At 44.1% G+C, this 26,399-nt stretch carries 23 protein-coding genes, 1 other RNA gene and 2 pseudogenes; 11 read left to right on the top strand and 15 right to left on the bottom strand.

Annotation, left to right across the window (positions count from 1 at the left end; all coding sequences use genetic code 11):
* Positions 1–90: 90 nt before the first annotated feature.
* The 6 genes and pseudogenes from FTV29_RS04990 to FTV29_RS04965 all read right to left on the bottom strand — a co-directional run bounded on the left by FTV29_RS04990 (position 91) and on the right by FTV29_RS04965 (position 6,671).
* Complete coding sequence (locus FTV29_RS04990) at positions 91–1,338, bottom strand: FAD-dependent monooxygenase (protein WP_180075205.1); 1,248 nt, start codon at positions 1,336–1,338, stop codon at positions 91–93.
* Positions 1,335–2,543: a 2-octaprenyl-6-methoxyphenyl hydroxylase gene (gene ubiH, locus FTV29_RS04985; RefSeq protein WP_005096358.1), complete on the bottom strand. Its 1,209-nt coding sequence runs from the start codon at positions 2,541–2,543 to the stop codon at positions 1,335–1,337. Before ubiH ends, FTV29_RS04990 begins: the two co-directional genes overlap by 4 nt.
* A 117-nt stretch (positions 2,544–2,660) precedes the next feature.
* Positions 2,661–3,565 (bottom strand): annotated as a pseudogene (yddG, locus tag FTV29_RS04980) (aromatic amino acid DMT transporter YddG).
* A 478-nt stretch (positions 3,566–4,043) separates the two neighbouring features.
* A complete protein-coding gene (locus FTV29_RS04975) occupies positions 4,044–4,313 on the bottom strand; it encodes a DUF378 domain-containing protein (RefSeq protein WP_159138069.1) in 270 nt (89 codons plus the stop codon).
* Positions 4,314–4,575: 262 nt separating this feature from the next.
* Entirely contained in the window at positions 4,576–5,910 is a 1,335-nt protein-coding gene (gene pepP / locus FTV29_RS04970) for a Xaa-Pro aminopeptidase (protein WP_005096353.1), read from the bottom strand.
* A 128-nt stretch (positions 5,911–6,038) separates the two neighbouring features.
* On the bottom strand, positions 6,039–6,671 hold the full coding sequence (locus tag FTV29_RS04965; RefSeq protein ID WP_159138035.1) for a UPF0149 family protein: 633 nt from the start codon (positions 6,669–6,671) through the stop codon (positions 6,039–6,041).
* Positions 6,672–6,735: 64 nt separating this feature from the next.
* Between FTV29_RS04965 and FTV29_RS04960 the strand changes: the two genes are divergently transcribed.
* The 3 genes from FTV29_RS04960 to ssrS all read left to right on the top strand — a co-directional run bounded on the left by FTV29_RS04960 (position 6,736) and on the right by ssrS (position 7,855).
* On the top strand, positions 6,736–7,293 hold the full coding sequence (locus FTV29_RS04960) for a hypothetical protein (protein WP_005096351.1): 558 nt from the start codon (positions 6,736–6,738) through the stop codon (positions 7,291–7,293).
* On the top strand, positions 7,290–7,577 hold the full coding sequence (locus FTV29_RS04955) for a cell division protein ZapA (protein ID WP_004279505.1): 288 nt from the start codon (positions 7,290–7,292) through the stop codon (positions 7,575–7,577). The genes FTV29_RS04960 and FTV29_RS04955 overlap by 4 nt, the downstream gene beginning before the upstream one ends.
* Before the next feature lie 97 nt (positions 7,578–7,674).
* Positions 7,675–7,855, top strand: a non-coding RNA gene (ssrS, locus tag FTV29_RS04950) — 6S RNA.
* A gap of 189 nt (positions 7,856–8,044) precedes the next feature.
* Here ssrS and FTV29_RS04945 read toward each other — a convergent pair.
* The 3 genes and pseudogenes from FTV29_RS04945 to FTV29_RS04935 all read right to left on the bottom strand — a co-directional run bounded on the left by FTV29_RS04945 (position 8,045) and on the right by FTV29_RS04935 (position 10,774).
* A complete protein-coding gene (locus FTV29_RS04945; RefSeq protein ID WP_005096350.1) occupies positions 8,045–8,206 on the bottom strand; it encodes a YqaE/Pmp3 family membrane protein in 162 nt (53 codons plus the stop codon).
* Between the two features lie 309 nt (positions 8,207–8,515).
* The gene (locus FTV29_RS04940; protein ID WP_252766743.1) at positions 8,516–9,793 is read right to left on the bottom strand and encodes a sorbosone dehydrogenase family protein; all 1,278 of its coding nucleotides are present in this window, start codon (positions 9,791–9,793) and stop codon (positions 8,516–8,518) included.
* Between the two features lie 499 nt (positions 9,794–10,292).
* A pseudogene (locus FTV29_RS04935) lies at positions 10,293–10,774 on the bottom strand (VOC family protein).
* Positions 10,775–11,195: 421 nt separating this feature from the next.
* On the opposite strand from FTV29_RS04935, the gene FTV29_RS04930 reads away from it, so the two are divergent.
* Both FTV29_RS04930 and lon read left to right on the top strand, forming a co-directional pair.
* Complete coding sequence (locus tag FTV29_RS04930; protein WP_180075204.1) at positions 11,196–11,777, top strand: 5-formyltetrahydrofolate cyclo-ligase; 582 nt, start codon at positions 11,196–11,198, stop codon at positions 11,775–11,777.
* Between the two features lie 146 nt (positions 11,778–11,923).
* Positions 11,924–14,350, top strand: coding sequence for an endopeptidase La (gene lon / locus FTV29_RS04925; protein ID WP_100328791.1), 2,427 nt, complete (start codon positions 11,924–11,926; stop codon positions 14,348–14,350).
* 60 nt (positions 14,351–14,410) lie between these two features.
* Here the strand turns inward: lon and FTV29_RS04920 are convergent, their stop codons facing one another.
* Positions 14,411–15,358: a M28 family peptidase gene (locus FTV29_RS04920; protein ID WP_100357239.1), complete on the bottom strand. Its 948-nt coding sequence runs from the start codon at positions 15,356–15,358 to the stop codon at positions 14,411–14,413.
* A gap of 151 nt (positions 15,359–15,509) precedes the next feature.
* Here FTV29_RS04920 and rlmH point away from each other — a divergent pair, with 151 nt between their 5' ends.
* From rlmH to FTV29_RS04905, 3 genes are all read left to right on the top strand, one after another.
* Positions 15,510–15,992 carry a 23S rRNA (pseudouridine(1915)-N(3))-methyltransferase RlmH gene (gene rlmH / locus FTV29_RS04915; RefSeq protein WP_005096341.1) on the top strand — a complete coding sequence of 161 codons (483 nt, stop codon included), beginning with the start codon at positions 15,510–15,512 and terminating at the stop codon, positions 15,990–15,992.
* A 110-nt stretch (positions 15,993–16,102) separates the two neighbouring features.
* Entirely contained in the window at positions 16,103–16,879 is a 777-nt protein-coding gene (locus FTV29_RS04910; protein ID WP_180075203.1) for a dioxygenase, read from the top strand.
* A gap of 132 nt (positions 16,880–17,011) precedes the next feature.
* Positions 17,012–17,785, top strand: a complete 774-nt coding sequence (locus FTV29_RS04905; protein WP_218946048.1) for an META and DUF4377 domain-containing protein — start codon at positions 17,012–17,014, stop codon at positions 17,783–17,785.
* Between the two features lie 68 nt (positions 17,786–17,853).
* On the opposite strand, the gene gdhA is transcribed toward FTV29_RS04905, so the two are convergent.
* On the bottom strand, positions 17,854–19,197 hold the full coding sequence (gene gdhA, locus FTV29_RS04900) for an NADP-specific glutamate dehydrogenase (RefSeq protein ID WP_005096336.1): 1,344 nt from the start codon (positions 19,195–19,197) through the stop codon (positions 17,854–17,856).
* Positions 19,198–19,544: 347 nt separating this feature from the next.
* Here gdhA and FTV29_RS04895 point away from each other — a divergent pair, with 347 nt between their 5' ends.
* Positions 19,545–20,336, top strand: a complete 792-nt coding sequence (locus tag FTV29_RS04895; RefSeq protein WP_180075201.1) for an RnfABCDGE type electron transport complex subunit B — start codon at positions 19,545–19,547, stop codon at positions 20,334–20,336.
* A gap of 4 nt (positions 20,337–20,340) precedes the next feature.
* Positions 20,341–21,054, top strand: a complete 714-nt coding sequence (gene nth, locus FTV29_RS04890) for an endonuclease III (protein WP_005096332.1) — start codon at positions 20,341–20,343, stop codon at positions 21,052–21,054.
* Between the two features lie 117 nt (positions 21,055–21,171).
* Here the strand turns inward: nth and FTV29_RS04885 are convergent, their stop codons facing one another.
* The 4 genes from FTV29_RS04885 to FTV29_RS04870 form a co-directional block, all read right to left on the bottom strand.
* Entirely contained in the window at positions 21,172–21,387 is a 216-nt protein-coding gene (locus FTV29_RS04885; RefSeq protein ID WP_005096331.1) for a DUF3149 domain-containing protein, read from the bottom strand.
* A gap of 86 nt (positions 21,388–21,473) precedes the next feature.
* Positions 21,474–22,133: an adenylate kinase gene (gene adk / locus FTV29_RS04880; protein WP_005096329.1), complete on the bottom strand. Its 660-nt coding sequence runs from the start codon at positions 22,131–22,133 to the stop codon at positions 21,474–21,476.
* 75 nt (positions 22,134–22,208) lie between these two features.
* Positions 22,209–23,525, bottom strand: coding sequence for a hypothetical protein (locus FTV29_RS04875; protein WP_159138043.1), 1,317 nt, complete (start codon positions 23,523–23,525; stop codon positions 22,209–22,211).
* 65 nt (positions 23,526–23,590) lie between these two features.
* The gene (locus FTV29_RS04870; protein ID WP_005096326.1) at positions 23,591–24,109 is read right to left on the bottom strand and encodes a hypothetical protein; all 519 of its coding nucleotides are present in this window, start codon (positions 24,107–24,109) and stop codon (positions 23,591–23,593) included.
* A 238-nt stretch (positions 24,110–24,347) separates the two neighbouring features.
* Here FTV29_RS04870 and mrdA point away from each other — a divergent pair, with 238 nt between their 5' ends.
* The gene (gene mrdA / locus FTV29_RS04865; protein ID WP_180075200.1) at positions 24,348–26,399 is read left to right on the top strand and encodes a penicillin-binding protein 2; all 2,052 of its coding nucleotides are present in this window, start codon (positions 24,348–24,350) and stop codon (positions 26,397–26,399) included.

The following is a 26,399-nucleotide window of genomic DNA, read 5'->3' as shown; positions in this document are numbered from 1 at the left end:
GCCTAGTACCAAATATTAAAAAATCGTATTTTTTTTAAACAAAATCGTTACTCTTTATGGATGTTTGTTTAAAAAATTTACATTTCAACGTTAAGCTGCATAGCGTGTGTCTTTAAGTAAACTCAGACCATTGGCCTGTGCCATAAATGCATCTTTTAACATTGGCTGATTTTCTACCTGTTTCAGACCGAAATTACGTGCCCAAACCATCGGGAAAAATGAAGTCGTTTCCATCCAGCCAATCGCAGACATGCTGTGCATCATGGCATCGTTTTGTCCTTTACGGCGGTGCTCATAACGCTTCAGGCTTTGCTCATGTGCCCAAACACCACGTGACTGATCATGCAGCAATACATCACAGAGCACGGCAGCATCCAGACAGCCAATATTCACCCCTTGACCTGCCAGCGGATGAATCACATGGGCAGCATCACCAATCAAAGCCAGACCATCTTGAACATAGTGTTGGGCGGCACGTGCTTTTAATGGAAAAGTCGCACGTGGTGTCGCTTGTACGACCTCACCGAGCATATGATGACTTTCACGGGTCAATAGCTGTGTAAAGTCAGCATCTGACAACCCTGCATATTCTTCAGCATAATCATCCGGCAAAGTCCAGACGATGGATTGCCAATGTCCCTGCTCTTCTTTTTTTAAGCTGGCCATCGGTAAAAAAGCCAGAGGGCCGGTTTCCAGAAAAATCTGGCGCGCCATATGCTGATGGGGCTGTACAGTTTGAATCGCACAGCTGATCCCGGCCTGTTGGTAATCCAGCACATCAATATCAATGAAAGCTTGCTCACGGACAAAGGAGTTGGCACCATCTGCACCAATCACCAGTTTGGTTTTAAGCTGTGTGCCATCGGCCAGATGAATGATCCAGACACCGACTCCTCGTTCTACCCGGCTGACTTTAACTTCGGTACGGTAATCCTGTACATCGTCAAGCATCTTTTGCTGAATAGCCAGATTCAGGATACTCGGTTCCACCATCGAACCTAAGGCCTGTTCTACTGAGGGTATTTTTTCTGAAGGCTGGCCGAAATTAATATCACCATAGCCATTTTTATTCCAGACCTGCATACCGGTATAAGGCTGCTGACGTGCCAGTTTTTCCCATACACCGACTATTTTTAATAGGTGAATGGTTGCCTGACTCAGCGCCAAAACACGTGGATTCGCTACACCTAATGCCTTATCTGCATCTAAAATTGGGGCAGCGTCTAAAACTGTAGGCTGCACACCACCTTGCGCCAGCAGAAGTGCAGTCAGTCCACCGACCAGTCCACCGCCAATAATGACCACATCCAAGATTTCGTTATTTTGATTTAAGCTCATGCTTTTAATCCCATGGCATAATTCGCAACCAAAGGTTTAATGCCTGGAATATTTTCAAAGCAGATTAAGCCTGTGTTACGCATCAGTTTGAGGAATGGATTCTGGTTACTAAAACCGCGTACCACTGAATCACAGAATTTAATGACCCGCTGCTGATCTTTCAGGCGTGATTTTTCGTAGTCCTGTAGCATGGCTGCATTGCCTAAATCAGCACCCTGCTCAAGCTGCTCTGCCAAATAGCGATTAAGCACATAAGCATCGCGCATACACAGGTTAAAGCCCTGTCCGGCGACAGGATGGATGGTATGGGCAGCATTGCCCATCAATACCACACGGCCAACGGCCTGTTTTTCTGCCAGGACTTGAGAGAGTGGGAAGCTAAAACGGCGACCGGTTTTCTGGAATTTTCCGGCACGATCACCATAAGTGTCCTGCAAGGCATCAAGAAAATGCTGATCATTTTCATCGCCCAACCATTCACCTTCTGTGCCTTTTTTTACCGGCCAGACAACGGAACGGCGATATTCACCCGGCAATGGCAATAACGCCAAAGGGCCTAAATGACTGAAACGCTCAAAACCGACATGACCATGGGGCTTCGAGGTTTGTACTGTAGTCACGATCGCGACCTGATTATAATCGTGTTCTGAAGTACCAATGCCCAATGCTTTACGGCAGAAAGAATCACGACCGTCTGCGGCAATGACCAGTTTAGATTGTAAAGTCAGCTCAGATTCACCACGCTGCGCCTGAATATAAGCACAATCGGCATCTTGGGTCAGCGATGTGACTTGTACACCATCAATCAGTTCAATCAGCGGCTGTTGTTTCACTTGGGTCAGCAGCACACGGCCGAGCCAGGCATTTTCAATCACCTGACCGAAACTTTCGACTTTTTCCTGTTCTGCTTTTAGGCATGCCTTACCAAAGCTGCCTTGTTCGGTAATATTGACTTCCAGAATTGGTGTGGCATGTTGCTGTAGTGCATCCCAAAGGCCGAGTTCCTGATAGATCTGTACACTACGGCGCGACAAGGCACTGTTACGCGCATCAAAACTGGAATGATACGGGGCAAGATGTTCATCATCATAATCTGGATATTTGATGGCTTCCAAAAGTTTGACTGCAATATTGGTTTTCGCCAACATCAGTGCGAGGCTTAAGCCCACCATACCACCACCGACAATGATGACTTCTTGTTGCATGCTGTAATCCTTTCAATGTCGTATCTAAGTCAATAGATACTTATAATCATGATGGATTTTATATTAGCTCAAAAAAATTCTTTTTTATAATGAAATAGCGTGTCTCGCCTCTGATGTTTATTGTTTCCGGGTGGCCAACCAGCACAGAATTGCTCCAGCCGTAACCATTGCCACACCCTGCCAAAAACCAAAAGACAAAGACGTACTCAGCAATAATGCTGCAAATAAAGCAGATAACACCGGAGTAAAATAGGAAGCACCCGCCATTAATGTCATGTTTCCAGAAATAATTCCAATATTCCAGGCACCATATCCCAAACCTAAAGCTCCGGCTGCCATAATCAAAGTGACGGTATTATCATAAGTAAAATTAAGCGCTGCTCCATTCATCAGGAAATATTTGATCCAGAGCACAACCGCAGCAAGGGCAAAGAATATCGTGACCAAGTTTTTACCTTGAGAAGTTTTTACGGTCACGGAACAATATGCAGCCCACAAAACCGCTGCAGCAAAAGCTAAACCATAACTAAGAGGATTAGCTTTCAAATTGCTCCATATTTGTAAGAGATCAAAGCCGGTATCTCCGCCTAAAACCCAACAAATTCCAACCAAGGCCAATAGGCAACCAGGAAGAATTAAGAGATTGGCTTTAACGTTGTTAAAAATGATTGCAAATAATAAGGTAAAAGTCGGCCATAGATAATTAATCATCCCTACTTCAATGGCTTGCCGACTATTTTGAGCATAACCAATAGAAAGGGCAAAACATAATTCATAAGCAACAAATAAAAGACTCCCCACCATAAATAAGGCTTTGGAATAGTAGAAAGCTTGGGTAGACCGATGGTAAAAAATAAAATAATGGATGCCACACTGTAAATCAGGGCAGCACCTGCGACCGCTCCAAAACTCTCACTGACACTACGAATTAAGCCAACATTCGTACTCCAGAAGATGACCGCAGAAAGACCAATTAAAGTCGCGACATTTCGATTAAATACCGGTAGAGCGTTTAAGAGCATGGGCTATTTACTCAGAATCAAAGATATTCAGATATATGCTTTTGTAGTTTTAAAGATTAATTTTTCGACTCATTCAGATCATGCAATGAATCAGAATGATAGTAAATAATGCAGACTTAAATTTTAGATAAGAACTGTAACTTTCAGCTAAATTTATAGTTTTGTATGACTAAAATTGGCACAACATTTATTTTTTTAAATCGTCGCTTAGCTTTTAAGGAGAACTAAGATCTACAGCTTGGAGGTAAAAAAATCATTTGTTTATGGACGTTTTTTCCTCATAACTCCGCTATTTTATGGCTATCCAAACACCCAAAATGCCGTCTCTGTCAGCCAGTCATCTAGCTCAAATCACCATAATAAAAACGGAGCCTCAGCTCCGTTTTATTGATAACTATTCCATCCACTCAAGCCGAATTTTAATTATTTAAAATCAACCTTGTAGGGATGTAAGTCATATAGATTAATCGTTGGCATATTAACGCACCACTCGGCTATGCGGCTCAGTGTGATGCACTGTTTTTCCTAATTTCGTACCGGTATAGATCAGGTACAATGCCGACAAACCAACCAGTACATAAACAATTCGAGAAAGCGCAGTCATATCACCAAAGATTGCAGCAACCAAATTAAAGTCGAATGCACCAATTAAACCCCAATTGATGCCACCAATAATTGTTAAAGCGTAAGCAATCCAGTCAATCGTATTTAGTCTCGTAAGTCTTCTCCTGCTGTTCTTTAAGTTTATTTAAGGATCAGAGAAAGTATGAGAAGCAAAGCGCATTTAATATGTAGCTTTGATGCTAAAAACCGATTTTCTGTGTTGAATTCCTGTCAATTTTTAAGCTGCAAATTTTAACTGGGTGAGTTTTATTTGACTTGTTCGTGATAAATGTAATTGAAATCTTTTTTACTATCGTTGCGCAATCTCTCAAAAGATCTGGCTTCAAATCTATTAGAGCAGTCATAAAAAAAGCCGATCTAAGGATCGGCTTTTCATGTCTCTAAAATTAAGCAGCCTGTGCTTTCGCCATTAATGCTTCAATGTCTTCTACCGTTTTCACGACTTTCGCGGTTAACACCAACGGGCCATTTGCAGTGGCCACGACATCATCTTCAATCCGGATGCCAATGCCACGCCATTTTGCATCCACAGTTTCATCATCAGGTGCAATATATACACCCGGCTCAACGGTGACCACCATGCCTTCTTCATACGGACGCCATTCACCATCGACCTTATACGCGCCAACATCATGCACATCCATACCAAGCCAGTGACCCGTGCCATGCATGTAGAACTGGCGGAAAGCTTCTTTTTCTATAATGTCGTCGATATCACCTTGCATCAAGCCAAGATCAAGCAGACCTTGCACCAGGATGCGCACAGCAACATTGTGCGGTTCTTTATAGGAGTTGCCAATTTGCACGGCATTGATCGCAGCGATTTGGGCATCCAGTACCACGTTATACAAGGCTTTCTGTTCCGGACTGAATTTACCATTCACTGGAAAGGTACGGGTAATATCTGAAGCATAAAGCTGATATTCAGCCGCGGCATCAATCAACACCAAATCACCATCTTTCAGCGCTTTATCATTTTCTACGTAGTGCAGGATGCAGGCATTTTCACCGCCACCGACAATACTGTTATAGGCCGGAACACCGCCATTCTTGCCGAAAATATAATTCAGCTCGGCTTCGAGTGCATATTCCATCATGCCCGGACGTACTGCTCGCATCGCTTGAGTATGTGCATCTGCCGAAATATCTGAAGCAATTTGCATCAGTTCAATTTCATTGTCATCTTTATGCAGACGCATTTCGTCAATAATACGATCCAGCTGAATCACTTGAGCAGGTGCAGACGTACCACGCCGGCTTTCACCACTTGCAGTCGCAATCCATTTCGCTACACGTGCATCAAAATCCGCGTTGTGGCCAATGCGATAAAATAACTGGTCTTTATTTTGTAATTTTTCCAGAATTCCTTCATCTAGCAGATCAATCGGATAGGCTTCATCTGCATCATAATCCTGCATCGCCCCATCAATCCCTGCACGATAGCCATTCCAGATTTCCATTTCCCGGTTACGTTCCCGGCAGAATAAACTATAGCTATAGCCTTCTTCTTCAGTGTCAAAGGTTTCAATCACAGCCACAGCTTCAGGTTCTGAAAATCCGGTTAAATAGAAGAAACTACTGTCTGCACGGTATTTATAATCTGCATCACGGTTACGCATCGCCACCGGACTGGTCGCGATAATCGCAATACTGCGTAAACCAATTTCCCCTGCGAGAATACTGCGACGTTCCTGAAAATCAGCTTGTGTTAATTTCTTCATTACACCTTACTTCTTGTCAATTCATGCTTTTATTGAAATATTCTCTTGAAAACAGAACATATATTCTAATGAAACAGCAAAATATATGCCTGATTTCAAGCAGTGTGATGACATAGCTAACTATTTAGTTAGCTTGGACGTTTAGGCGAGAAAATTTCGACCACGCTTTGCGCCTCTGTAGCAGAAACCTGAGGCTGCACTTTTTGTGTCAATTGCTGCAAGAGTGGCGTTTCCTCAACCTCCACTTTCTTACGTCCCAAAGACAGGCTCACTGGAATCAGGCGCACAAATTCATACAATTCCTGATAGCTTTCTTCACCTTCGGCATCATCGTCTGATTCTTCAAACTCAACCGCGGCTACATCTTGTAAATGTTCAATCAGTTCTACTTCGTCCTGACGAATATGACCAGAAGCCAGACCAAAACCTAACACCACGCCTGCGCACCAGTCCGCCAATGCCTGCACACGTTCTGAGAGCACATGCTCATCATCTGGAAGCAAAGGTAAATAATCCAGTTCATCTTCAGACAATGCATGGAAAACATCTTCAGCTTCGCCAGTCAACAGTTCTAATGCTTCGGCATCCAGTTCAGGCACATCCAGTGTTTCTAAAATCTGTAACCATTCTTCACTGCTCGGTGCCTGGGTGACACAAACAATCCCGGTCAGCAAACCATGCAGTTCACTCGGGCTAGAAATTTCCTCAATTGAAGAAAAATTGCGGTGCCATTCGGTCCAACCTGAAATATCGTCTTGCATTCGTTTATCCAATCTCTATACTGCTTATATATTACCTCTGTTTGCAACACTGTGCGACCTCGATATGTTAGAAGAATTACAGCGTCTACAAGTGCAGATTGGCGTGTTAAAAACGCGACTCGCACGGCTTGAAAGTGAGAATTCCAGTTTGCGCGAAGAGCAAGACTCTTCCATGGTGCAACATCAACAGCAAATTGAACAAAAGAACAGCGTGATTGCGCAAAAACAACAAGAAAATGAACACCTGACCGAACAGCTGACAGATTCTCGTGCCCAGTTTCAACTGCTCAATAATGATGCAACTGCACTGGCAGACCGTTATGGCCGTCTGGAAAAAAGCTGTACCGATCTGAAAAACCGTTTTCAGGAAATTCTGGCTGAACGAAATGAACTGCGGGTTTTGAAGGAAAAGATGCTGATCGAACAGCGTCAAGCCCAACAGGAAATTCAGCGCCTCAATCAGGAATCTGAGCGTTTAACCCAGAAAAATGAAAATGCCAAAGCCAAAGTTGAGGCGATTATTCAACGTCTGGCAATTCTCGGCACTGCGCAGGATCATCATGCACAAGAAATCCAACAACTGGCCCATCCGACTGAAGTAACTGAGGAAGCCTCATCATGAGTGAACAAATTGCAATTGATCTCAGAGTATTGGGGCATAGTTTCCGTTTGGCCTCTACTCCTGACAAGCAGGAAGAATTAGAGCGCGCGGCACAGTTATTGAATGATAAATACGATGAATTTCGTCGTAAAGCACCACGCATGGAACCCAGCAAGCTGATTATCATGGTGGCACTTGAGCTGATGCAGGAAGTCTTGAACATGAACAGATCACTGCAACAATATGCGCATTGCGAGCGTTTGTTACAAACCATTTTAGAAGAAGTTGAGGAACTAACAGAATAATCTCATATTCTGTTTAAACTTCGGCCATTTGGCTGAACTGTTTACAGTTCATGAACAGCATAGAGTTGCCACACCGACATTATCGTTTATAATTAACTTATCTCTGAGGTGTTCGCCAGCGGGTCTATATCCCTGCCGATACTTATATCTCCGGATGCGTTCTGCATATTTAGAGTGTATGCCTGCCTTCGTGCAGGAAACCCAGCAAGTATGCGTCGCGTCCACCTTGAACTCATCGGGTTCAGGGTAACGACATGCAGCGGCATCTTCGGAGTACTTTAATTTTTTGCTTAAAATATACTTATAATTCTCTTAAAATCCTTTCTAAACTTTCTCTCAGTTTTATATTTCAGTATTTATCTCGGTCATTTCTCAAAGTTCATTTTATTCATACCATTATCTGGTAGGCCTATAAAATGCTTAACAAGAAAATCGCTTTAACTTTCTTTTAAATACACATTGAATTTTCAAGTTATTTGATCTCGATCTAAAATAAACATGGCCCAGATTGCGGCAGGAATCCAGCCTAAAATTGAAATCTGCAGCATGAGACATATTGTTGCTTCAACCGGTTTGTGAATGGTCATAAATAAGGACCAGGGGAAAATAAAGGCAATCATCAACTTCATTTTAAATACCCTCTTGTGTTCGTGTTTGCAATTTTAATATCCAGTTTTTACTGGACTCTGTGTTCGCTCTTTTTAGTATTATCAAAAAAAATATGCATGCTGTATCATTCTAAAAAACATCTCAAAAGCCTAATTCAGTTAGCTTAAATGCAGCTTAAAAATTATTTTAAATCAGCTTGGCGAACTTATATTTTCAGTTATCGTCTTGACGTTTTTATGAAAAAGACCTTGCTTTCACTCGCGCTGCCCAGCAGCTTTTCACTCGACTGAAACCCCTCATCTTTGGGCTGTTTAGGTGAAAACTGATTGCTACTTGGCAGCCGTATTCAAGGGTGATACCCGCCAAATCACGTCACCGACATCATCAGCCACTAAAATAGCGCCTGCAGAATCTACGGTTACACCAACAGGGCGCCCAAATGCTTTGCCCTGCTCGCTTAAAAATCCGGTTAAGACATCTTGAGGCTGACCGAAAGGCTGGCCATTTTGAAAGGGAACAAAAATCACTTTATAGCCACTATGCGGTTTGCGGTTCCATGAGCCATGCTGGCCAATCAGTGCACCATTTCGATAATGAGGCATTAGATCTGCTGTATAAAAACTTAAGCCCAATGATGCTGTATGATTACCCAAAGCATAGTCTGGTGGAATTGCCCGTGCCACCCGTGCAGGGTTTTGCGGCTTGACCCGTGTATCTACATGTTGGCCATAATAACTATAGGGCCAGCCATAAAAAGCACCGTCTTTAACCGAGGTGAGATAATCTGGAACCAGATCATTGCCGAGCTCATCACGCTCATTGACTACCGTCCAGAGTTTGCCACTCTGTGGTTGCCAGTCCATACCATTCGGATTACGAAGTCCGGTTGCAAAAGGTCGTGCTTGAGTATTGGCCAGGTCAAATTCCATGATCAGTGCCCGACCTTCTTCTTGATCCAAGCCATTTTCAGCTACGTTACTGTTGGAACCTACCGTAATATAGAGTTTGCTGCCCGTAGGATTGGCAATGACATTTTTGGTCCAGTGATGGTTTAAACGACCCGCCGGTAAATCCAGTACTTTGGTGCCGGTTGCAGTAATTTGAGTAGCACCTGCTTGATAAGGAAAGCGCATCAGGGCATCAGTATTGGCCACATACAACATATTGCCGACCAGTACCATGCCAAATGGAGAGTTGAGATTCTGTAAAAATACAGTTTTTTGTTCAGCGACTCCATCACCATTACTGTCACGAAGCAGACTAATGCGGTTAGCACTCGGATGCGATGAGCCGGCTCGCTGCATTACCCATTTCATGATTTTGCCTTTAATTCCTTTGCTATCATCAGGCTTGGGTGGTGCATCGGTTTCGGCCACCAGCACATCACCATTTGGCAATACATAGATCCAGCGCGGATGCTGCAACCCTTTGGCAAATGCCTGAACTTTTAAACCTGTAGCGGGAGTGGGCATTTTACCCTCAGGCCAACCTTTGGCAGGTGCAATATTGACTGTAGGCAGCAAGCTGGATTTTGGTTTGGATAACTGTGGCTGGGAACCATAACTGTCAGCAATTGGCGACTTGGATGGCATAGTACAAGCCGTCATCGCCAGCAGAAGTGCCAAGCCTGCACTAGGCAAAAAAAAGTGAACCGGCTGAATAGGCATTTTTATCTCTTGTTATTTTTTATCGTCATCGAATTACTTTAAAAAACAATTGGAGATGCCACTAGTGGCTTGATGTTTTTTCTGGTTATGAATTGGTTATCAATTTTGAAGTAGATTTGTTTTTTTGTCGTAGCAGCATGATGCACAAGAGCTAAAAGAATTCTGATCAGCCATTCGATTCAGGGATTGTTGTAGTTCATCCAAGCAAAGCTCTGTTTTAAGGTTTCAGATACTGTTCAAAAGAAAAGCCCATCTTTTGATGAGCTTCTACGTGCAGATTAGACCTGAATGATCCTAAACCTAGAGAATCTATGAATAAGAGAGTCGGATATTCGTCTGAAATACTTCAAAAAACAATTAAGGGAAGTCCTCCAAACAGCTGGGTAAGATTGTGCTACACAGCCAGATCCACTGGAATGAAAGATAAGATCCGTGGCTCTCAACCACGAAATGCCGCTTCAATCGCGGAGATATCAATTTTCTTCATGGTCATCATTGCATCAAAGGCGCGTTTGGCGGCGGCACGGTCAGAACTGGTCACTGCCTGAATAAGCACAATTGGTGTAATCTGCCAGGAAATGCCCCACTTGTCTTTACACCAGCCACACTCGCCTTCCTGACCGCCATTGCCAACAATTGCATCCAGTATCGGTCGGTTTCTTCCTGATCTTCAGTTGCCACCTGAAATGAGAATGCTTCGTTATGCTGGAATGCCGGGCCACCATTTAGTCCAATGCAGCTAATACCCAGCACCCTAAAGTCAACGGTGATGACATCGCCTTCTTTTCCAGAAGGATAGTCTCCGGGTGCAAGGTTGATCGCGCCAATTGAGGAGTCAGGAAATGTCTCGGCATAAAATCGTGCAGCAGCTTCAGCCTCGTTATCATACCAGAGGCAGATGGTGTTCTTCGCAATATTCATCATGTTTAATCTCCATTGATTTAGGTCTTACGCGCTCTGCCTAGGCACAATGTGTTACATCTATCGGGTTAATCAGAGATCTGATCCCTTCTTTATAATTCACTCAAAAACACAAAAAATCGATTTTAGATTTGTACCTTTATTAATCAAAATCTATTTCATGATCATTAAAAGAATTACTTGAAAACTCATGCTTCAAAGAAAACAAAAAAAAATATGACGTTTTAAGCAGCCAATAATTCAATGCCTTTGATTGACCAATTTTAATCAAGTTTCTAGAGATGAGATTCATTATGAAATTTACTGAACTTAACCAGGTTGCTACCTCGTCATATGAGAATCAAGATCACAATTATTTTTTACTTTTCCAGAATTCCCACTTAGACTAGAGCACACTTTTGTTAGATCCGCTTTTTGCCCTATGACCATTCAAGAATTAAGAAGATACCTGCGTAAAACACGTCGTCATCTTTCTAAATTTGAGCAAAGGCAAGCTGCACAAAAAGTTTTAAATCGCCTTATACGCAGCCCGCAATTTATTCATGCCAAGCACATCGGCATTTATCTGCATGCTTTTGGTGAGATTCATACCCACACCATTATTGAACGCTGCTTTAAACTGGGAAAACAGGTCTATCTGCCTGCGATTTGCGACATGAATCAACAGCTGGTCTGGATTCGAATCAGCCAGCATCAATATCGCAACAAGCGCTTTGCCTATCATCGGCTGGGAATGCGGGAGTCCATGACGACACGTGGTACTCATGTTTCTAAGCTGGATTTATTGATCATGCCGCTGCTGGCCTGTGATCATTCAGGGACACGAATCGGGATGGGTGGCGGTTTTTATGATCGAACCCTGGCTTCTGCGCCCGGGCGTCCATTCCGTCTGGGACTGGCGCATGACTTTCAACTGCTTAGCCAGCCCTTAAAACGGGAAAAATGGGATCAACCCTTGGATGCTCTTATTACCCCGACAGTTTTTTTAGCTTTCAAACGCTAATTTCTCAATTTCCCTGTTGTGAACTACTTTAAAATCACATAATTAGTCATTTTTCATACAATTTAATCTTAACGCCCCTTGTATTTTTTAAATTACCCATCACTATTAAAACATGGCAACACCGTTGTCACTCATTAGGAGTGCTCATGTCTGAAATTATTATGAATCAAGAAACCTTAGAGCCTCAGGTTCCAAGTGTACTACCCCTTTTGGCGCTGCGTGATGTGGTGGTTTATCCGCATATGCAAATTGCGCTGTTTGTCGGTCGTGAAAAATCGATCAATGCAGTTGATGTGGCTCGTAACAGTGACAATCTAGTATTTGTAGTTGCGCAAAAAGATTCGCTTACAGAAGAAATTGATCACGACAATTTATATCAATACGGTACTGTCGCGAAGATTGTGCAAGTTGTGAATCACGAAAATGATGAAAACTGTATCAAAGTCCTGATTGAAGGACTGCACCGTGCCAAACTGAAAACCATCATTGACGAAAATGAGTATCTGACAGCAGAACATGAACTCAGCCCAATGACCGTTACGGTGGATGAAGACACTCAAGCCGTGCGCTTGCAAGAATTACGTGCGCTTTTTGCTCAATATGCAGAAGCGAAACTTCGTAATGCGCGTGAACTGATTACCGCAGCCAACAAAATTGAAGACCTGTTACAGTTATTATTCTTCGTGGCGACCCGTGTTCCATTGAATATTGATGTCAAACAAAAATTCCTGGAACATGATGAATTCGAAGCGCATTTAACTGAGCTGATGACTTATCTATTGCAACAATCTGAAGAACAGCAGATTGAGCAAACCCTGCATGACTCTGTTAAACGTCAGATGGAAAAGAACCAGCGCGAATACTTCCTGAATGAAAAAATGAAAGTCATTCAGCGCGAGCTTTCCGACATGAACGGCGGCGCGGAAGATGATGTCGCTGAAATTGAAAAACGTCTTGCTGAAGCAGATCTGCCTGAGCATGTACGCAAGAAAGCTGAAAACGAATTCCGTAAACTGAAAGCGATGCAGCCTGCCTCAAGTGAAGCAGCAGTTGTTCGCAACTATCTGGAAGTGATTCTGGATACACCGTGGAATAAAGCCAGCAAAGTCAGCATTAACCTGAACAAAGCACAGGAAATTCTGGATGCAGACCACTATGGTCTGGACGATGTCAAAGATCGTATTGTGGAATATCTTGCGGTTCAGTCGCGTGTGAAAAAATTGCGTGGCCCAATTCTATGTTTAGTCGGTCCTCCGGGTGTTGGTAAAACCTCACTGGGTGAGTCGATTGCTAAAGCAACTGGTCGTGAATTTGTGCGTATGGCCCTTGGTGGTGTACGTGACGAAGCCGAGATTCGTGGTCATCGTCGTACCTATATCGGTGCGATGCCAGGTAAAATCGTGCAGTCATTGACTAAAGTTGGGGTGAAAAACCCGTTGTTCCTGCTCGATGAAATCGACAAGATGGCGCAAGATTACCGTGGTGATCCGGCGTCTGCGATGCTCGAAGTCCTCGATCCATCACAGAACAACAAGTTCAGTGATCACTACCTGGATCTAGATCTGGATCTGTCTGAAGTAATGTTTATCTGTACCGCAAACAGCATGAACATTCCTGAAGCCTTGCTGGATCGTATGGAAGTGATTCGTCTTCCGGGTTATACCGAAGAAGAAAAAGTCAATATTGCAGATCGTTATCTGGTACCAAAAGCCATTAAAAATAATGGCCTGCGTGCTAAAGAGTTAACTGTGCATGAAGAAGCGATTCGTGACATCGTGCGCCGTTATACCCGTGAAGCCGGTGTACGTAGCCTTGAGCGTGAAGTATCCAAAATTGCACGTAAAGTGGTCAAAGAAGCGGTGAGCAAAAAAGCCAAAAACCTTCAGATTGAAGTGACAGCAGGCAATCTTCCAGATTACTTGGGCGCACATAAATTTGACTATGGTATGGCGGAAGAAGAAGCACAAATCGGCCGTGTCAATGGTCTGGCCTGGACTTCGGTGGGTGGCGAATTGCTGACCATTGAGGTTGCAGCCGTTCCAGGTAAAGGCAAGTTCATTACCACCGGTTCTCTTGGCGATGTCATGAAAGAATCAATTACCGCTGCCATGACTGTGGTGCGTACCCGTGCAGATGAGCTTGGCATCGAAGCGTCCCGCTTTGAAGAAACCGATGTGCACGTGCATTTACCGGAAGGTGCGACACCGAAAGATGGTCCATCCGCAGGTTTGGCATTGACCACTGCATTGGTATCTGCATTTACCGGGATTCCGATTCGTCCGGATATCGCGATGACAGGTGAAACCAGTCTGGGTGGTCGTGCATTACGTATTGGCGGTTTGAAAGAGAAACTTCTTGCAGCCCATCGTGGTGGCATCAAGCTGGTCTTCATTCCACAAGAAAACGTACGTGATTTGGCGGAAATTCCTGAAAATGTAAAAGATGGTTTAGAGATTAAAGCCGTGAAATCGATTGATGAGATTTTACCGCTGGCCCTCATCTCTTTGCCAAAAGCCTTGGTGAAAGCACCGATTGTAAAAACCAAAGAAGAAGCGAAAGCAGCCCGTCATTAAGATGAGCTGATTTGCCAAAACCCTGCTCCGGCAGGGTTTTTTATTGTGTAAAGAAATTGATTAAGGTTGCAAGGCCATCTCTACCAGCCCATCAATCACATAGGTCATCTTTTTCAGATCCAGTTTATCCAAGGTGTCCAGCTCAGTATTATAATAAGGGTTACGATAATGCGCCGTATCGGTAATTAACATGGTCGAATAATTGAATTTGGCATAATTCAGATAACCAGAAAAATTCATATCCTGAGCAAAAGTTGGACTAATAAAACGTTGACATTCCAGACGGTTAAGACTTTGCATGGCAGTACAATAATCTCCGGTCATGCCAGTCGAGGCCAAATGACCAATCGCGGCAATAAAGTTCCCATGATCTGGATAAATCCATTTCAACCCCACCGGATAAGTCTGCACCAGATTTTCATCAAAATAGCCAATTGAATCCAGAATCACCACACCTTTCAGCTTCTGCTTTTTTTTCTTGAGCGACTTGGCATGAATATAGCTGCCCATATGTTCTGTCTTGAAAAAAGGCGGCTCTTCCAAGGTATAAAAAGCAAATTCGATCTCATGTTTGAGCTTGGATTTTTGCAAGGCCAATAATCTTGCGGTTTCCAGTAAACCTGCCACTCCCGAGGCATTATTGTCAGCACCATATCGATCACTAAAGACATCATAATGCGTGCCCATGACCATTTTGGTTTTGGCCTGAGCATTTAAATGGCAAATGACATTTCGATAGCTTAGGCTATTGACCACATAGACCTGAAACTGACAGGGAATGCCAAAACGCTGCATCTGTCCTTTAATCCATGCAGACACTCGGTTCAGTTCTTTAACATTCTTGTAATTTCGAAATTCATCGACACTCATGATCTGGCTGAAAAACAATTCCAGATGAGGTATCTGGGCACGTGTGTTGCTATTGGCGGCACTGAGACTTGAGCCGATTAGACCGATGACCAACAGCAGCCAAGTACAACATCCTTTTATTATGACCTTAGTCCGCATTTATTATTATCCATTCCTTTATCAAGCGGAGACTTGAACTCAGGACATTAAAGCAGCACTAAATCCTTCATTTCAATTTCAATTTGTTTCCTGACTCAACTTCGTGTTGTTTGATCGTTATAATGAAGTATCCAATTATTGATCTGTCTGTATGAAAATCCGTATCCTGACCATTGGTCAAAAAATGCCAGCATGGGTGCTGACTGGTTTTGAAGACTATTTCAAGCGTATTCAGCCCTTTGTACAGACCCAGATTATTGAACTGCCCATGGCCAAGCGCGGCAAAAATGATTCTGAAGCGGATATCCTGAAATATCGAAATATTGAGGGTGACAGCATTTTAAATGCACTCAAGCAGAACGAAATCCTGATCGCGCTAGAAGTGGGTGGACGTGAGTTCAGTACCGAAAAACTGGCTGAAACCATGAAAGGCTGGATGCTGGAAGGCAATGATGTGGTACTGGCGATTGGCGGGCCAGATGGTCATTCGGAAGCAGTACGTAAAGCTGCTGCATGGCATTGGTCCCTCTCTAAGCTCACACTCCCCCATCCCATGGTTCGGGTGATGCTGATTGAACAACTGTACCGTGCAATGACCATTAACCATAATCATCCCTACCATCGTGCAGGTTAATGACGTTGCTGAAGCGTTCTTTTTATGCAACGTTTTGTTGAATAATTCCCCCTGCTTTTTTCGTTATTTTTAATGCATTATTGAGACATCTTCTAGATGTGGTTTGACTTATGAACTTACAAACGTTGCCCGGCTTATTTATTTCTCATGGCTCTCCTATGCTGGCGCTGAATCCTGAGCAAGTGGGTCCTGCCTTGCATCGTTTAAGCGAAAACCTGCCACGCCCGGAAGCGATTATTATCATGTCAGCGCACTGGGAAAGTGAGGCACTGGAAGTCAGTAGCGGTATTCGACCAGAGACCTGGCATGATTTCCGTGGTTTTCCGCCAGAGCTGTATCAATTACGCTATCCTGCACCGGGAAATCCTGAACTGGCCGAGCAGATCTTGGGTTTGCTGGCCAATGCCGGTTTTGCCGCACATGCCAATAGTACTCGTCCACGAGATCATGGCGTATGGATGCCGCTGCTGCATATGTATCCGGATGCGGATATTCCAGTGGTTGAAATTTCCTTGCCCATGTCGATGAGTGCCGATGAAATCTATAAAATTGGTCAAAGTCTGGCACCGCTACGTGAGCAGCAAATCCTGCTGATTGGTTCAGGCAGTATCACGCATAACCTACGTGAACTGTCTTGGGATGGAACGGCGGCTGATGTACCGGTATGGGCATCAGATTTCCGCAATTTTGTCGTCCATAAACTGGCCCATAGCGATTATGATGCGATACTGGACTGGTCCAATATTCCATACATGGCGCGTAATCATCCAACACTGGAGCATTTTGCCCCGATCTTCTTTGCGATGGGAACCGGAAGCCGCTTTAGTCTGGTGCATAGCAGTTTTAGCATGGGTTCTCTCGGCATGGATGTCTACCGCTTCGATTAATCTTGATTGAAAACTCAAAATTTTAACTTTTAAATTTGGATACATTTTGCAACCAAAATCTGCGATATGTATCCATATCTTTTAGAAATGCATCCGTTATCATTTCAATTCTTTGTTCTTTATTATAAATCCATGAAATTAAACTTTATTGTACTGGCATTATTACCTTTAACTTTTGCAGCCTGTCAGTCGGGTGATATCCAGCAGGCTGGAGATCGTACAGTGGCTACCCTACAACAAAAAAGTGCAAATCAGCTTCTTTCTGCCTACCACTGGCAACTAGATCGCGGGCTGGAACGGCCAATCGTGCTCAGTTTCGATGCTCAAGGCCGCCTGAGTGCCGTGACGGGCTGTAATGGACTCAGTACAAACTGGTCAGTGAAAGATAATATTATCAGCACCAGCGAAGTCATAGGAACCGAAATGGCCTGTGATGCGGCACTGATGCAACAGGAACGCTTTGTCAGCCAGCTTTTACAAAAACGTGCAATTCCTTTTGCGCTCAATACCACGAACCTTGACCAGCCGACCTTAACGCTTTCCGGTGTTGATGGTCAAAAATATGAATTTACCGGGAAAATGACTCCGGAAACCAGATATCAGGGGCAAGCTGAAACAATTTTTCTGGAAATTTCCCCAGATACCAAATCATGTACCGGTGTGGCTCAGCAAAGCTGCTTGCAAGTCAAACAGGTTAAATATGATCAAAACGGTCTGAAGACCCAGGTCGATAAGGACTGGACATTATTCTATGACCAGATTGAAGGTTTTCAGCATTCACCAAATGAACGCCAGATTATTCGGCTAAAACGTTTTGAAATTAAGAACCCTGCGGCAGATCAATCTAAATATGCTTATATTTATGACATGGCAGTCGAGCGCGAAGCTGTGAAAGGTTCACTATAAACTGTAATTTTAGTCATAAAAAACCGATGCCTAGGCATCGGTTTTTTGTGCTTATACTAAGTTAAAACTTAGAATACGCCTTGAGCAAGCATTGCATCAGCCACTTTTACGAAGCCTGCAATGTTGGCACCGTCTACATAGTTCACAGTACCGTCTTCTTTGGTACCGAATTTTACGCAGTTACGGTGAATTTCTTTCATGATCGCATGTAAGCGCTCATCAACTTCCTCAAAGGTCCAGCCTAAACGCAATGCATTTTGCGACATTTCCAGACCAGAAGTGGCAACACCACCTGCATTTGATGCTTTACCTGGCGCATAAAGCGTTTTCGCTTCAACGAATTTCTCTACAGCAGCCAAGGTTGAAGGCATGTTTGCACCTTCAGCGACACAGATCACGCCATTTGCGAGAAGCTTTTCAGCATCCTCCGCATCCAGTTCGTTTTGAGTCGCGCATGGCAGTGCGATATCACATGGAATACCCCAAGGACGTTGTCCTTCCAGATATTCAAAACCATGTTTAGAGGCAAATTCTGAAATACGACCCCGTTTTACGTTTTTAAGTTCCATCACTTCAGCAAGCAATGCTTCAGTGAAACCGTCTTTGACGTGAACCGTACCCGCAGAGTCAGAAAGTGAAACCACTTTCGCGCCCAGATACAATGCTTTGTCAGCAGCATATTGCGCAACGTTACCAGAACCTGAAATTGCGACAACTTTGTCTTTGAAGCTTTCGCCACGAGACTTGAGCATTTCCTCAGCGAAATACACAGTACCGTAACCCGTTGCTTCCGGACGCGCCAATGAACCACCGAAGGTTAAACCTTTACCGGTGAATACACATGCAGTGTCGTTACTTAATTTTTTCATCATGCCGGCCATATAGCCCACTTCACGACCGCCCACACCAATATCACCTGCAGGGATATCTGTGTTCGCACCTAGGTGACGATATAGCTCGATCATTAAAGCTTGGCAGAAACGCATGATTTCGCCTTCTGATTTGCCTTTAGGGTCAAAATCAGAACCGCCTTTACCACCACCCATAGGAAGTGTGGTTAAAGCATTTTTAAATGTTTGCTCAAAGCCTAAGAATTTTAGGATTGAAAGATTCACGGAAGGGTGGAAACGCATACCACCTTTAAATGGACCGATCGCTGAGTTGTATTGTACGCGGAACGCACGGTTTACCTGAGTTTGACCTTGGTCATCTACCCAAGAAACTCGGAACTGGATCGCACGTTCTGGCTCAACTAGACGTTCTAGCAAACCATGTGCTGCGTATTGTGGATTCTTTTGAATGAATGGCCACAAACTGGTCATCACTTCTTCGACAGCTTGAAGAAATTCTGGTTGGTGTGCATCACGTGATTTTACGTAATCTAGGAACTCATTAAGTGTGTTGTATTTCAACGCTTAATCCTCAGCAGAAAATGGATCAAAATTGGTCAAATTTACAATCAATGTTAAATTTTGGCGCAAAATATTAAATATCTTTTGTAACTAATCTACAATACTTTTTTTGAAAATACTTTAAAATTAATTTGATAACAAATATTTATATTGATTATGAATATTTTTTCTATGTCAGGAAATGCCAATTGAATCAAGGCTTAGATTCAGATTTATGCTTAATAATAAGGCATAACTTGACCCTTAATTGCGCACGACTTAGGAGTTTAAAAATATGTTAAAATGCATAACTCGACATATTTTGTTTCACTTACTGCAAAGCTCAGCATGAGCAGCTCTGGTTATTCATGAATTCGCCAATTTCTCTGGTCCAATCGATTGATGCTTTACTCCCTCAAACCCAATGTGGACTCTGTGGTCATCGTGACGGATGTTTACCTTATGCCCAGTCGATTGCTGAGGGTGAAAATGCCAATAAATGTGTACCAGGCGGACAGCCTGTTGCCGATACTTTGGCTGCATTATTAAATCGTCCTGAACTTGTGGCAGAAGAAAGTGTCTGGCCCATTCAAGCCGACGGTCGCCCGCAGCGCATCAAAGCCGTAATTCGTGAAGATGAATGTATAGGCTGTACCAAATGTATTAGCGCCTGCCCGGTCGATGCGATTATTGGCGCCGGCAAACTGATGCATACCATTCTGACCGATTTGTGTACTGGTTGCGAACTGTGCATTCCACCGTGTCCGGTTGACTGTATCGATCTGGTCGAAGACCCACAGCCTTTGCCGACTGAAGCACAGCGTATTGCTGAACAGGACGATTTACGTCAGCGCTATTATGCGCATATCCAGCGTGAAGAAAAACGCCGTACTGACCGTAAGGGCCCAGTCGTCCGTGCAGAAATCAATACTGCCCTGTTTGCCCAGTTCTCTGCTTTAAATGAGCAGCTTCCTGTGATTGGAGTCGTGAATAAGCCGGCGAATACTCCGATTACGCTAGATTCTAAAACCACGATTGAACTGGCAAAACTACGCACCCAAATTAAAAAGCTGGAAAAACAGCTTTCGGTTCGTGAAGATGCCAGCAAACGCCTGCAACTGACAGAATTAGCTGAAAAATTACAGACCTTACAGGGATAAGTACATGACCACTGCGAGCACAAAACCTGTAAAAAACATGACCAAAAAACAGATTCAGACCTTTTTTGAACGCCTGCGTGAACAGCGCCCCAATCCGAAAACCGAACTGAATTATGCCAATCCCTTTGAATTACTGGTGGCAGTAACGCTCTCTGCCCAAGCCACCGATGTCAGCGTGAATAAGGCCACGGACAAACTGTTTCCAGTCGCCAATACACCGGAAGCGATTTATGCGCTCGGTGTGGATGGTTTAAAGGAATATATCAAGACCATTGGTTTATATAACTCAAAAGCAGTCAACGTAATTAAAGCCTGTGAGATGCTGATTCAGAAGCACAACAGCGTGGTACCGGATAATCGTGCGGATCTGGAAGCCTTGCCGGGTGTGGGACGGAAAACGGCCAATGTGGTGCTGAATACTGCCTTTGGTCAACCGACCATGGCGGTGGATACACATATTTTCCGGGTTGGTAACCGTACCGGGCTGGCTACAGGTAAAAATGTGCTTGAAGTTGAGCATCGACTGGTCAAAGTGATTCCGAAAGAATTTATCATTGATTCTCATCACTGGCTGATTTTACATGGCCGTTATTGCTGTATTGCCCGTAAACCGAAATGTCATGAATGTGTGGTCGCCGATGTGTGTAACTGGCCTGATCGTTTTGAATTTGGTGCAGCACGCGCAATTGCAGTGAAGAATATCGCTATTTCTGAATAGAATTGCAGAACTAAACTAAGACCGAAAAAAAGGTGATCAATACCTCACCTTTTCTACAATTTTCAGCATACCGCTTTTATTTAAAACTGGACTCAGCTTCCACTGAAGCATGCCGAATTATTTATTCTGATCGTGTTCAGCCTGTTCCTGTTCTTTTTTGCGCTGTTCAAGCTCCGCCTGCAATTTCGGGTGCAACTGGCGTTGTGGATGCTTGGCTGCATTTTCTGCACGTTCTTCCTGACGTACTTTATTCAGTATTTTAAAACTCATATAGAACAGACCCATCAACACTGCCAGAAATATAACCATTAATACCAACACGCCAAATTTCATAGCCATAGCACCTGTTCAAATACGCAATAAAAAAGAGCCCTAATATGACTTAGGGCTCTTCGATTGTCAAAATCATCGTTAGCCGATTATTTTGCTTGATCCAGAATTGCGAAAAGCTCAGTCTGAACCTGATCGATTGGACGCAGACCGTTTAACTTGTTGTAAGTCGGTGCATTTTCACCTGATGCTGCACGGCCTTGGTAGAAGCCCACCAGTTGCTCCGTTTCAGTATGGTAAGAACCTAAACGTTTACGAATTGTCGCTTCCAGATCATCTGGACGCTGAACCAGATCTTCACCCGTTTCGTCATCTTTACCTTCCACTTTTGGCGGGTTGTAAACGATGTGATACACACGGCCAGATGCCGGGTGCTGACGACGGCCAGAAAGACGTTGTACGATCTCTTCATCTGGAACATCGATTTCAATCACGTGATCGATGTTGATACCTTCGTTTTCTAAAGCTTCTGCTTGAGGAATGGTACGCGGGAAACCATCAAAAATACAGCCATTTACACAATCAGGTTGCGCAATACGCTCTTTGACCAGACCAATGATCAACTCATCAGAAACCAAACCGCCATTGTCCATGACACTTTTAGCTTGTAGACCTAATTCAGTTCCTTCACGAATTGCAGCACGGAGCATATCACCGGTTGAAATTTGTGGGATATTGTAGCGCTTACAGATCAACTGAGCTTGTGTACCTTTACCTGCTCCAGGTGGTCCGAGTAAGATAATGCGCATATATAAACATCCTCATTTAAACAATATGTATGACGCCACGACCACAATCGCCCGATTGTGTCCCCCGGCATCTCATTATAAGAAAGCCACAAACAAATGGATTAAACCCGCGACAAAACCGGTTACCCCACCCAATAAAATCAGAATCCATTCATCTTCCTGAAATGCAGGACGTAAAAGATTCTGAAACTCCTTCGGAGTCAACTCGCGTATGCGGTCTCTAAACATTTGATAGATTTTCTGTGCACGGCTCGCATTAAATGCTGGGTCGCATACAGGCACCATCGTAATTTCAATCGAGCGATCGATCAAGTCCGTCTTGAGTTTTGCATACTCTTTTGGCCCTAAAGACAGCTGTAAAGAGGTCCGAACCAGGGGTGTTTCCATAATTTCATTAATATGACGTTTGACAATGCGGCGGGTTTTGTCTTTTTTCCCGCCATACATCATCTCGGTCATGATCGATTTTAACGTAATCAGATCTTCTGTGACTACACTTGCGAAAACATCAGAGACTTCATCCTGACGTTTCATAAATGCGCCTTGTATGTTATAGGTGCCAATACGCGGAATGACAGGTTTAATCCATGGAAACTTGCGACTTGTGGTACGGCTAAAGAATTGCGGGTACTTTACCGGATGCGGATAGAGCGGGTTGAATACCATCCAGATCGCAATCCAGTTAGTCAAAAAGCCCCAGATGGCAGCCCAGAACGGGACAGTCCAGTGCCACGGCACCACGAACCAGACAATCATCTGGAAAATACCAAAGAACATGCCGATGAGTGCACTGATATGCCAAATAAAATTGATTTCTTTTTGGCCCACTTTCAGGAACATGCGCACCATTAACCGACGGTCACCTTCCATCTGGCTGACCACCATTTCACGCATATCGACAAGTGACTCGACGTTCATGGTCAGCTCGGTCACCAATTCACGCAAAATTGCCGGCATTTGTTTTTGTGCCTGTGCATAAATTCTGCGTTTGATGGCAAAAGGCAGGTTTTCCCAAAGGACTGCATTACGATCCATCATCACTTCATCAATCAGATGTTCAAGTTCAAAACCAACCTGTTCACCAATGATCCGTGCCATATCATCTGGATCCATGGCCTGTAAAAATTCGCGGATGGAACCTAGTTTAGACAAAGTGTTATCGGTAATAATGCCTGAAATACGGCCAGCTTTGCGTGGCACGATCCCCTGCCAGCCGACAGGTACAGGACCGAGATGGACACCCCAAAAATTGATCGGATAAAAGACCATTTTCAGTGCCATCCAGACGTGAGCCCACGTTACAAATGCGGTCACCGGAATAATGCTGAGCACGGCCCAAAAATCCGGGCGATTCACAAAGGTTTGCCACAATTCGTTGACGTACTCAAGCATGCATAAGTTCCATATTTAATTTTTTGTTCACAGAATACACATATTTATAAGGTCAAATATTTTGTCTATAAACCGATACTTAAAGTATAGGAAAATTGTAGTCGCGGTTCAGTTTCGGCCACCACACGACCATTTCGATCTTCAAATTTCTCTCCGGCACCAATGCCGACACTAAAACTGCTGATTCGCTCTGAACTCAACAAAACATAGGCCAAATCAATTCCAGCACCTAAGCGAGCCTTGTATTCATTGTCGACGCGTTTGCTTTCAATATGACCCGCATAGCCTCCGACATAATACCCATTTTTATCCTTGCCGGTCAGATGCGCAGGATAACGAAAGCCTACTTGTCCCCCTATCGTTCGATCATCATCCAGAAAAACCCCACCTTTCACATAAGCAATCCCATAAGGATTAACCCATTCAGTATTTAAATGTACCAGCTTCCGGGTAAAACCAGCCCCAACATTAAAGGCTTTTGCCTGAGTCGCTTCTACTTTATCTGCAGTATTATTGATTTGATCATGTGCATAGGCCCCGTTCGCCCACAATGCAAACGCCAACAAAGGGTAAACCTTGTTCATTCCTTCACCATCTTCCTTAATTATAGTTTTTGGTATAGTCCTATTTTTATTCGATTTTACTGTATCAGAATTATCACAACTCTTATATACAGCACTTTACAATTTTCATGTCTGCAAAGTCAAAGCTTAAAGGAACTGATCGTAATGGCAGTTTTTCATTATCAAATCAAGTCCAGTTGCGTTAGAATATTCCACTTTGATTCTTTCCTCCTTTCCTCAGGTCTCAAGTCGATCGCGTATGAAGCAGCACTTTCCTTTAAAAAATGCACAACAAGAAAAGCGCATCTATCGTAGTCGAGTATGGATTTCTGTTGGAATCGTCATCTTTTTTATGCTGCTGCTGGTCAGCCGCTATGCTTATTTACAACTCTTTAATTTCGAGACCTTCAGTACCGCTTCTGACCAAAACCGGATTCGTCTGCAACCTCTGCCTCCAGCGCGCGGTTATATTTATGACCGTAACGGCGTATTGCTGGCCGATAACTACCCGGTTTTTACCGCAACTTTAAGCCGCGCCGATGTGCAGGATATTGACCAGACTTTGGAACGTCTGAAGCCTATTCTGGAGCTGACCGAAGAAGATATTGAACGCTTCCAAAGCCGGATCAAAACAGCACGTAGAACCGAACGGGTTTCGATCAAGCTCAACCTGAATGAAAATGATATTGCCCGTTTTAGCGAGGTCAAATATCAGTTTCCGGGCGTGAATATTGAAACCCAGATGACCCGCTATTATCCGCATGGCGACCTGTTTGCCCATGTGATTGGTTATGTGGGCCGGATTAATGACAAAGAACTCAAAGCCATTGACAAGGATCTGTATGCCGGGACCAACCTGATCGGGAAAATTGGGGTAGAAAAATCCTATGAAGAACTTCTGCATGGGGTGCCAGGAAATGAATCGGTAGAAGCGGATGCTTTTGGTAATGTGCTACGGCATTTGGGCCGTAAGGATCCGGTGCGCGGTAATGATCTGTTCTTGTCACTGGATTATGGTTTGCAGGTGGTGGCTTCAGAGCAACTGGCTGGACGCCGTGGCGCGATTGTGGCGATGAATCCGAAAACTGGGGAAATTCTGGCGCTGGTTTCCAGCCCAAGTTTCAATCCAAATCTGTTTGTGACCGGTATCAGTCATAAAGATTATAGTGATCTGCGTGATAATCTGGATCAACCTTTATACAACCGCGCCGTGCAAGGGGTTTATCCTCCTGGTTCAACCATTAAACCGATGTTTGCATTGGGCGGCCTGCATTATGGTCTGGTGGACTGGGATACCACTATTTCTGATCCGGGCTATTTCAGTCTGCCGGGCGATAGTCACCGCTTCCGTGACCATAAAAAATCCGGGCATGGCGCAGTCAACATGCACAAAGCTCAGGTCGTTTCTTGTGATACTTATTTCTATGTCATGTCCTACCGCATGGGCATTGAGAAAATGAGCACCTGGATGCGTCAGTTTGGTTTTGGTGAAAAAACCGGCGTGGATTTACCAAGTGAAAGCTCAGGACTGTACCCGAACCCGGAATGGAAGATGCGTACCCGTAACGCCAAATGGTTACGAGGTGAAACTATTTCGGTGAGTATCGGTCAGGGGGCTTTCACTTCAACGCCGTTACAACTGGCCATGGCAACGGCCATTACCGCCAACCATGGCAATAAAGTCATTCCGCATGTGTTACGTGAAAGTCGCGGTGCCAAAACGTTCAAGGTACATAATGGTACCCACGGCAAAATCGATTTTAATGGTCAGGAAGAAGACTGGATCAAGATGCGTGATGCCATGGTCGACGTGATTCAATCTGGTACAGGCCGAGGCATCAAAAGTGGCTTACAATATTCCATTGCAGGTAAAACTGGTACAGCTCAGGTGAAGAGTATTGCTCAAGGCAAGCGTTATAATGAATCCTTATTGACCGACCGTCAGCTGGATCATGGCCTGTTTGTCGGTTTTGCACCTGCTGAAAATCCTGAAATTGCGATTGCGGTCATTCTGGAAAATGGTCGTGGCGGTAGTGCAGCCACTGTGCTGGCTCGTCCGATTTTTGATTATTGGTTGCTGCATAAAGATAAGAAGCCGGTACGCCCGCAAGGTCATCAGCTCAGTGGTGGTCTGATGACAGCCGGAATCAAGCCTGCTGAATTGCCAAGTGGTGCAGGCATGTTGAGTCAAGATGCAGCAACTGTAGCTCCAGCCAATATTCAGCCACCAGATCCTGCCACCAATCCATCTGCAAATGCAGCTGCTCTAGCTGTAGCGCCTCCTGCTCCCACACCGGTAGAACGAGACTAA

Origin of the sequence: Acinetobacter sp. YH12254, from assembly GCF_013417415.1 — a bacterium.
Classification (GTDB): domain Bacteria; phylum Pseudomonadota; class Gammaproteobacteria; order Pseudomonadales; family Moraxellaceae; genus Acinetobacter; species Acinetobacter pseudolwoffii.
This window is presented reverse-complemented; position numbering and strand designations above follow the sequence as displayed.

Coding starts and splice junctions, on each gene's coding strand:
- FTV29_RS04920 (WP_100357239.1), bottom strand. CDS start 15,358: ATGCGGACTAAGGTCATAATAAAAGGATGTTGTACTTGGCTGCTGTTG.
- FTV29_RS04960 (WP_005096351.1), top strand. CDS start 6,736: ATGTTAGAAGAATTACAGCGTCTACAAGTGCAGATTGGCGTGTTAAAA.
- lon (WP_100328791.1), top strand. CDS start 11,924: ATGTCTGAAATTATTATGAATCAAGAAACCTTAGAGCCTCAGGTTCCA.
- adk (WP_005096329.1), bottom strand. CDS start 22,133: ATGCGCATTATCTTACTCGGACCACCTGGAGCAGGTAAAGGTACACAA.
- FTV29_RS04870 (WP_005096326.1), bottom strand. CDS start 24,109: ATGAACAAGGTTTACCCTTTGTTGGCGTTTGCATTGTGGGCGAACGGG.
- rlmH (WP_005096341.1), top strand. CDS start 15,510: ATGAAAATCCGTATCCTGACCATTGGTCAAAAAATGCCAGCATGGGTG.
- ubiH (WP_005096358.1), bottom strand. CDS start 2,543: ATGCAACAAGAAGTCATCATTGTCGGTGGTGGTATGGTGGGCTTAAGC.
- FTV29_RS04875 (WP_159138043.1), bottom strand. CDS start 23,525: ATGCTTGAGTACGTCAACGAATTGTGGCAAACCTTTGTGAATCGCCCG.
- FTV29_RS04905 (WP_218946048.1), top strand. CDS start 17,012: ATGAAATTAAACTTTATTGTACTGGCATTATTACCTTTAACTTTTGCA.
- FTV29_RS04930 (WP_180075204.1), top strand. CDS start 11,196: ATGACCATTCAAGAATTAAGAAGATACCTGCGTAAAACACGTCGTCAT.
- mrdA (WP_180075200.1), top strand. CDS start 24,348: ATGAAGCAGCACTTTCCTTTAAAAAATGCACAACAAGAAAAGCGCATC.
- FTV29_RS04955 (WP_004279505.1), top strand. CDS start 7,290: ATGAGTGAACAAATTGCAATTGATCTCAGAGTATTGGGGCATAGTTTC.
- FTV29_RS04895 (WP_180075201.1), top strand. CDS start 19,545: ATGAATTCGCCAATTTCTCTGGTCCAATCGATTGATGCTTTACTCCCT.
- FTV29_RS04945 (WP_005096350.1), bottom strand. CDS start 8,206: ATGAAGTTGATGATTGCCTTTATTTTCCCCTGGTCCTTATTTATGACC.
- pepP (WP_005096353.1), bottom strand. CDS start 5,910: ATGAAGAAATTAACACAAGCTGATTTTCAGGAACGTCGCAGTATTCTC.
- nth (WP_005096332.1), top strand. CDS start 20,341: ATGACCACTGCGAGCACAAAACCTGTAAAAAACATGACCAAAAAACAG.
- FTV29_RS04940 (WP_252766743.1), bottom strand. CDS start 9,793: ATGACGGCTTGTACTATGCCATCCAAGTCGCCAATTGCTGACAGTTAT.
- FTV29_RS04990 (WP_180075205.1), bottom strand. CDS start 1,338: ATGAGCTTAAATCAAAATAACGAAATCTTGGATGTGGTCATTATTGGC.
- FTV29_RS04910 (WP_180075203.1), top strand. CDS start 16,103: ATGAACTTACAAACGTTGCCCGGCTTATTTATTTCTCATGGCTCTCCT.
- FTV29_RS04965 (WP_159138035.1), bottom strand. CDS start 6,671: ATGCAAGACGATATTTCAGGTTGGACCGAATGGCACCGCAATTTTTCT.
- FTV29_RS04885 (WP_005096331.1), bottom strand. CDS start 21,387: ATGAAATTTGGCGTGTTGGTATTAATGGTTATATTTCTGGCAGTGTTG.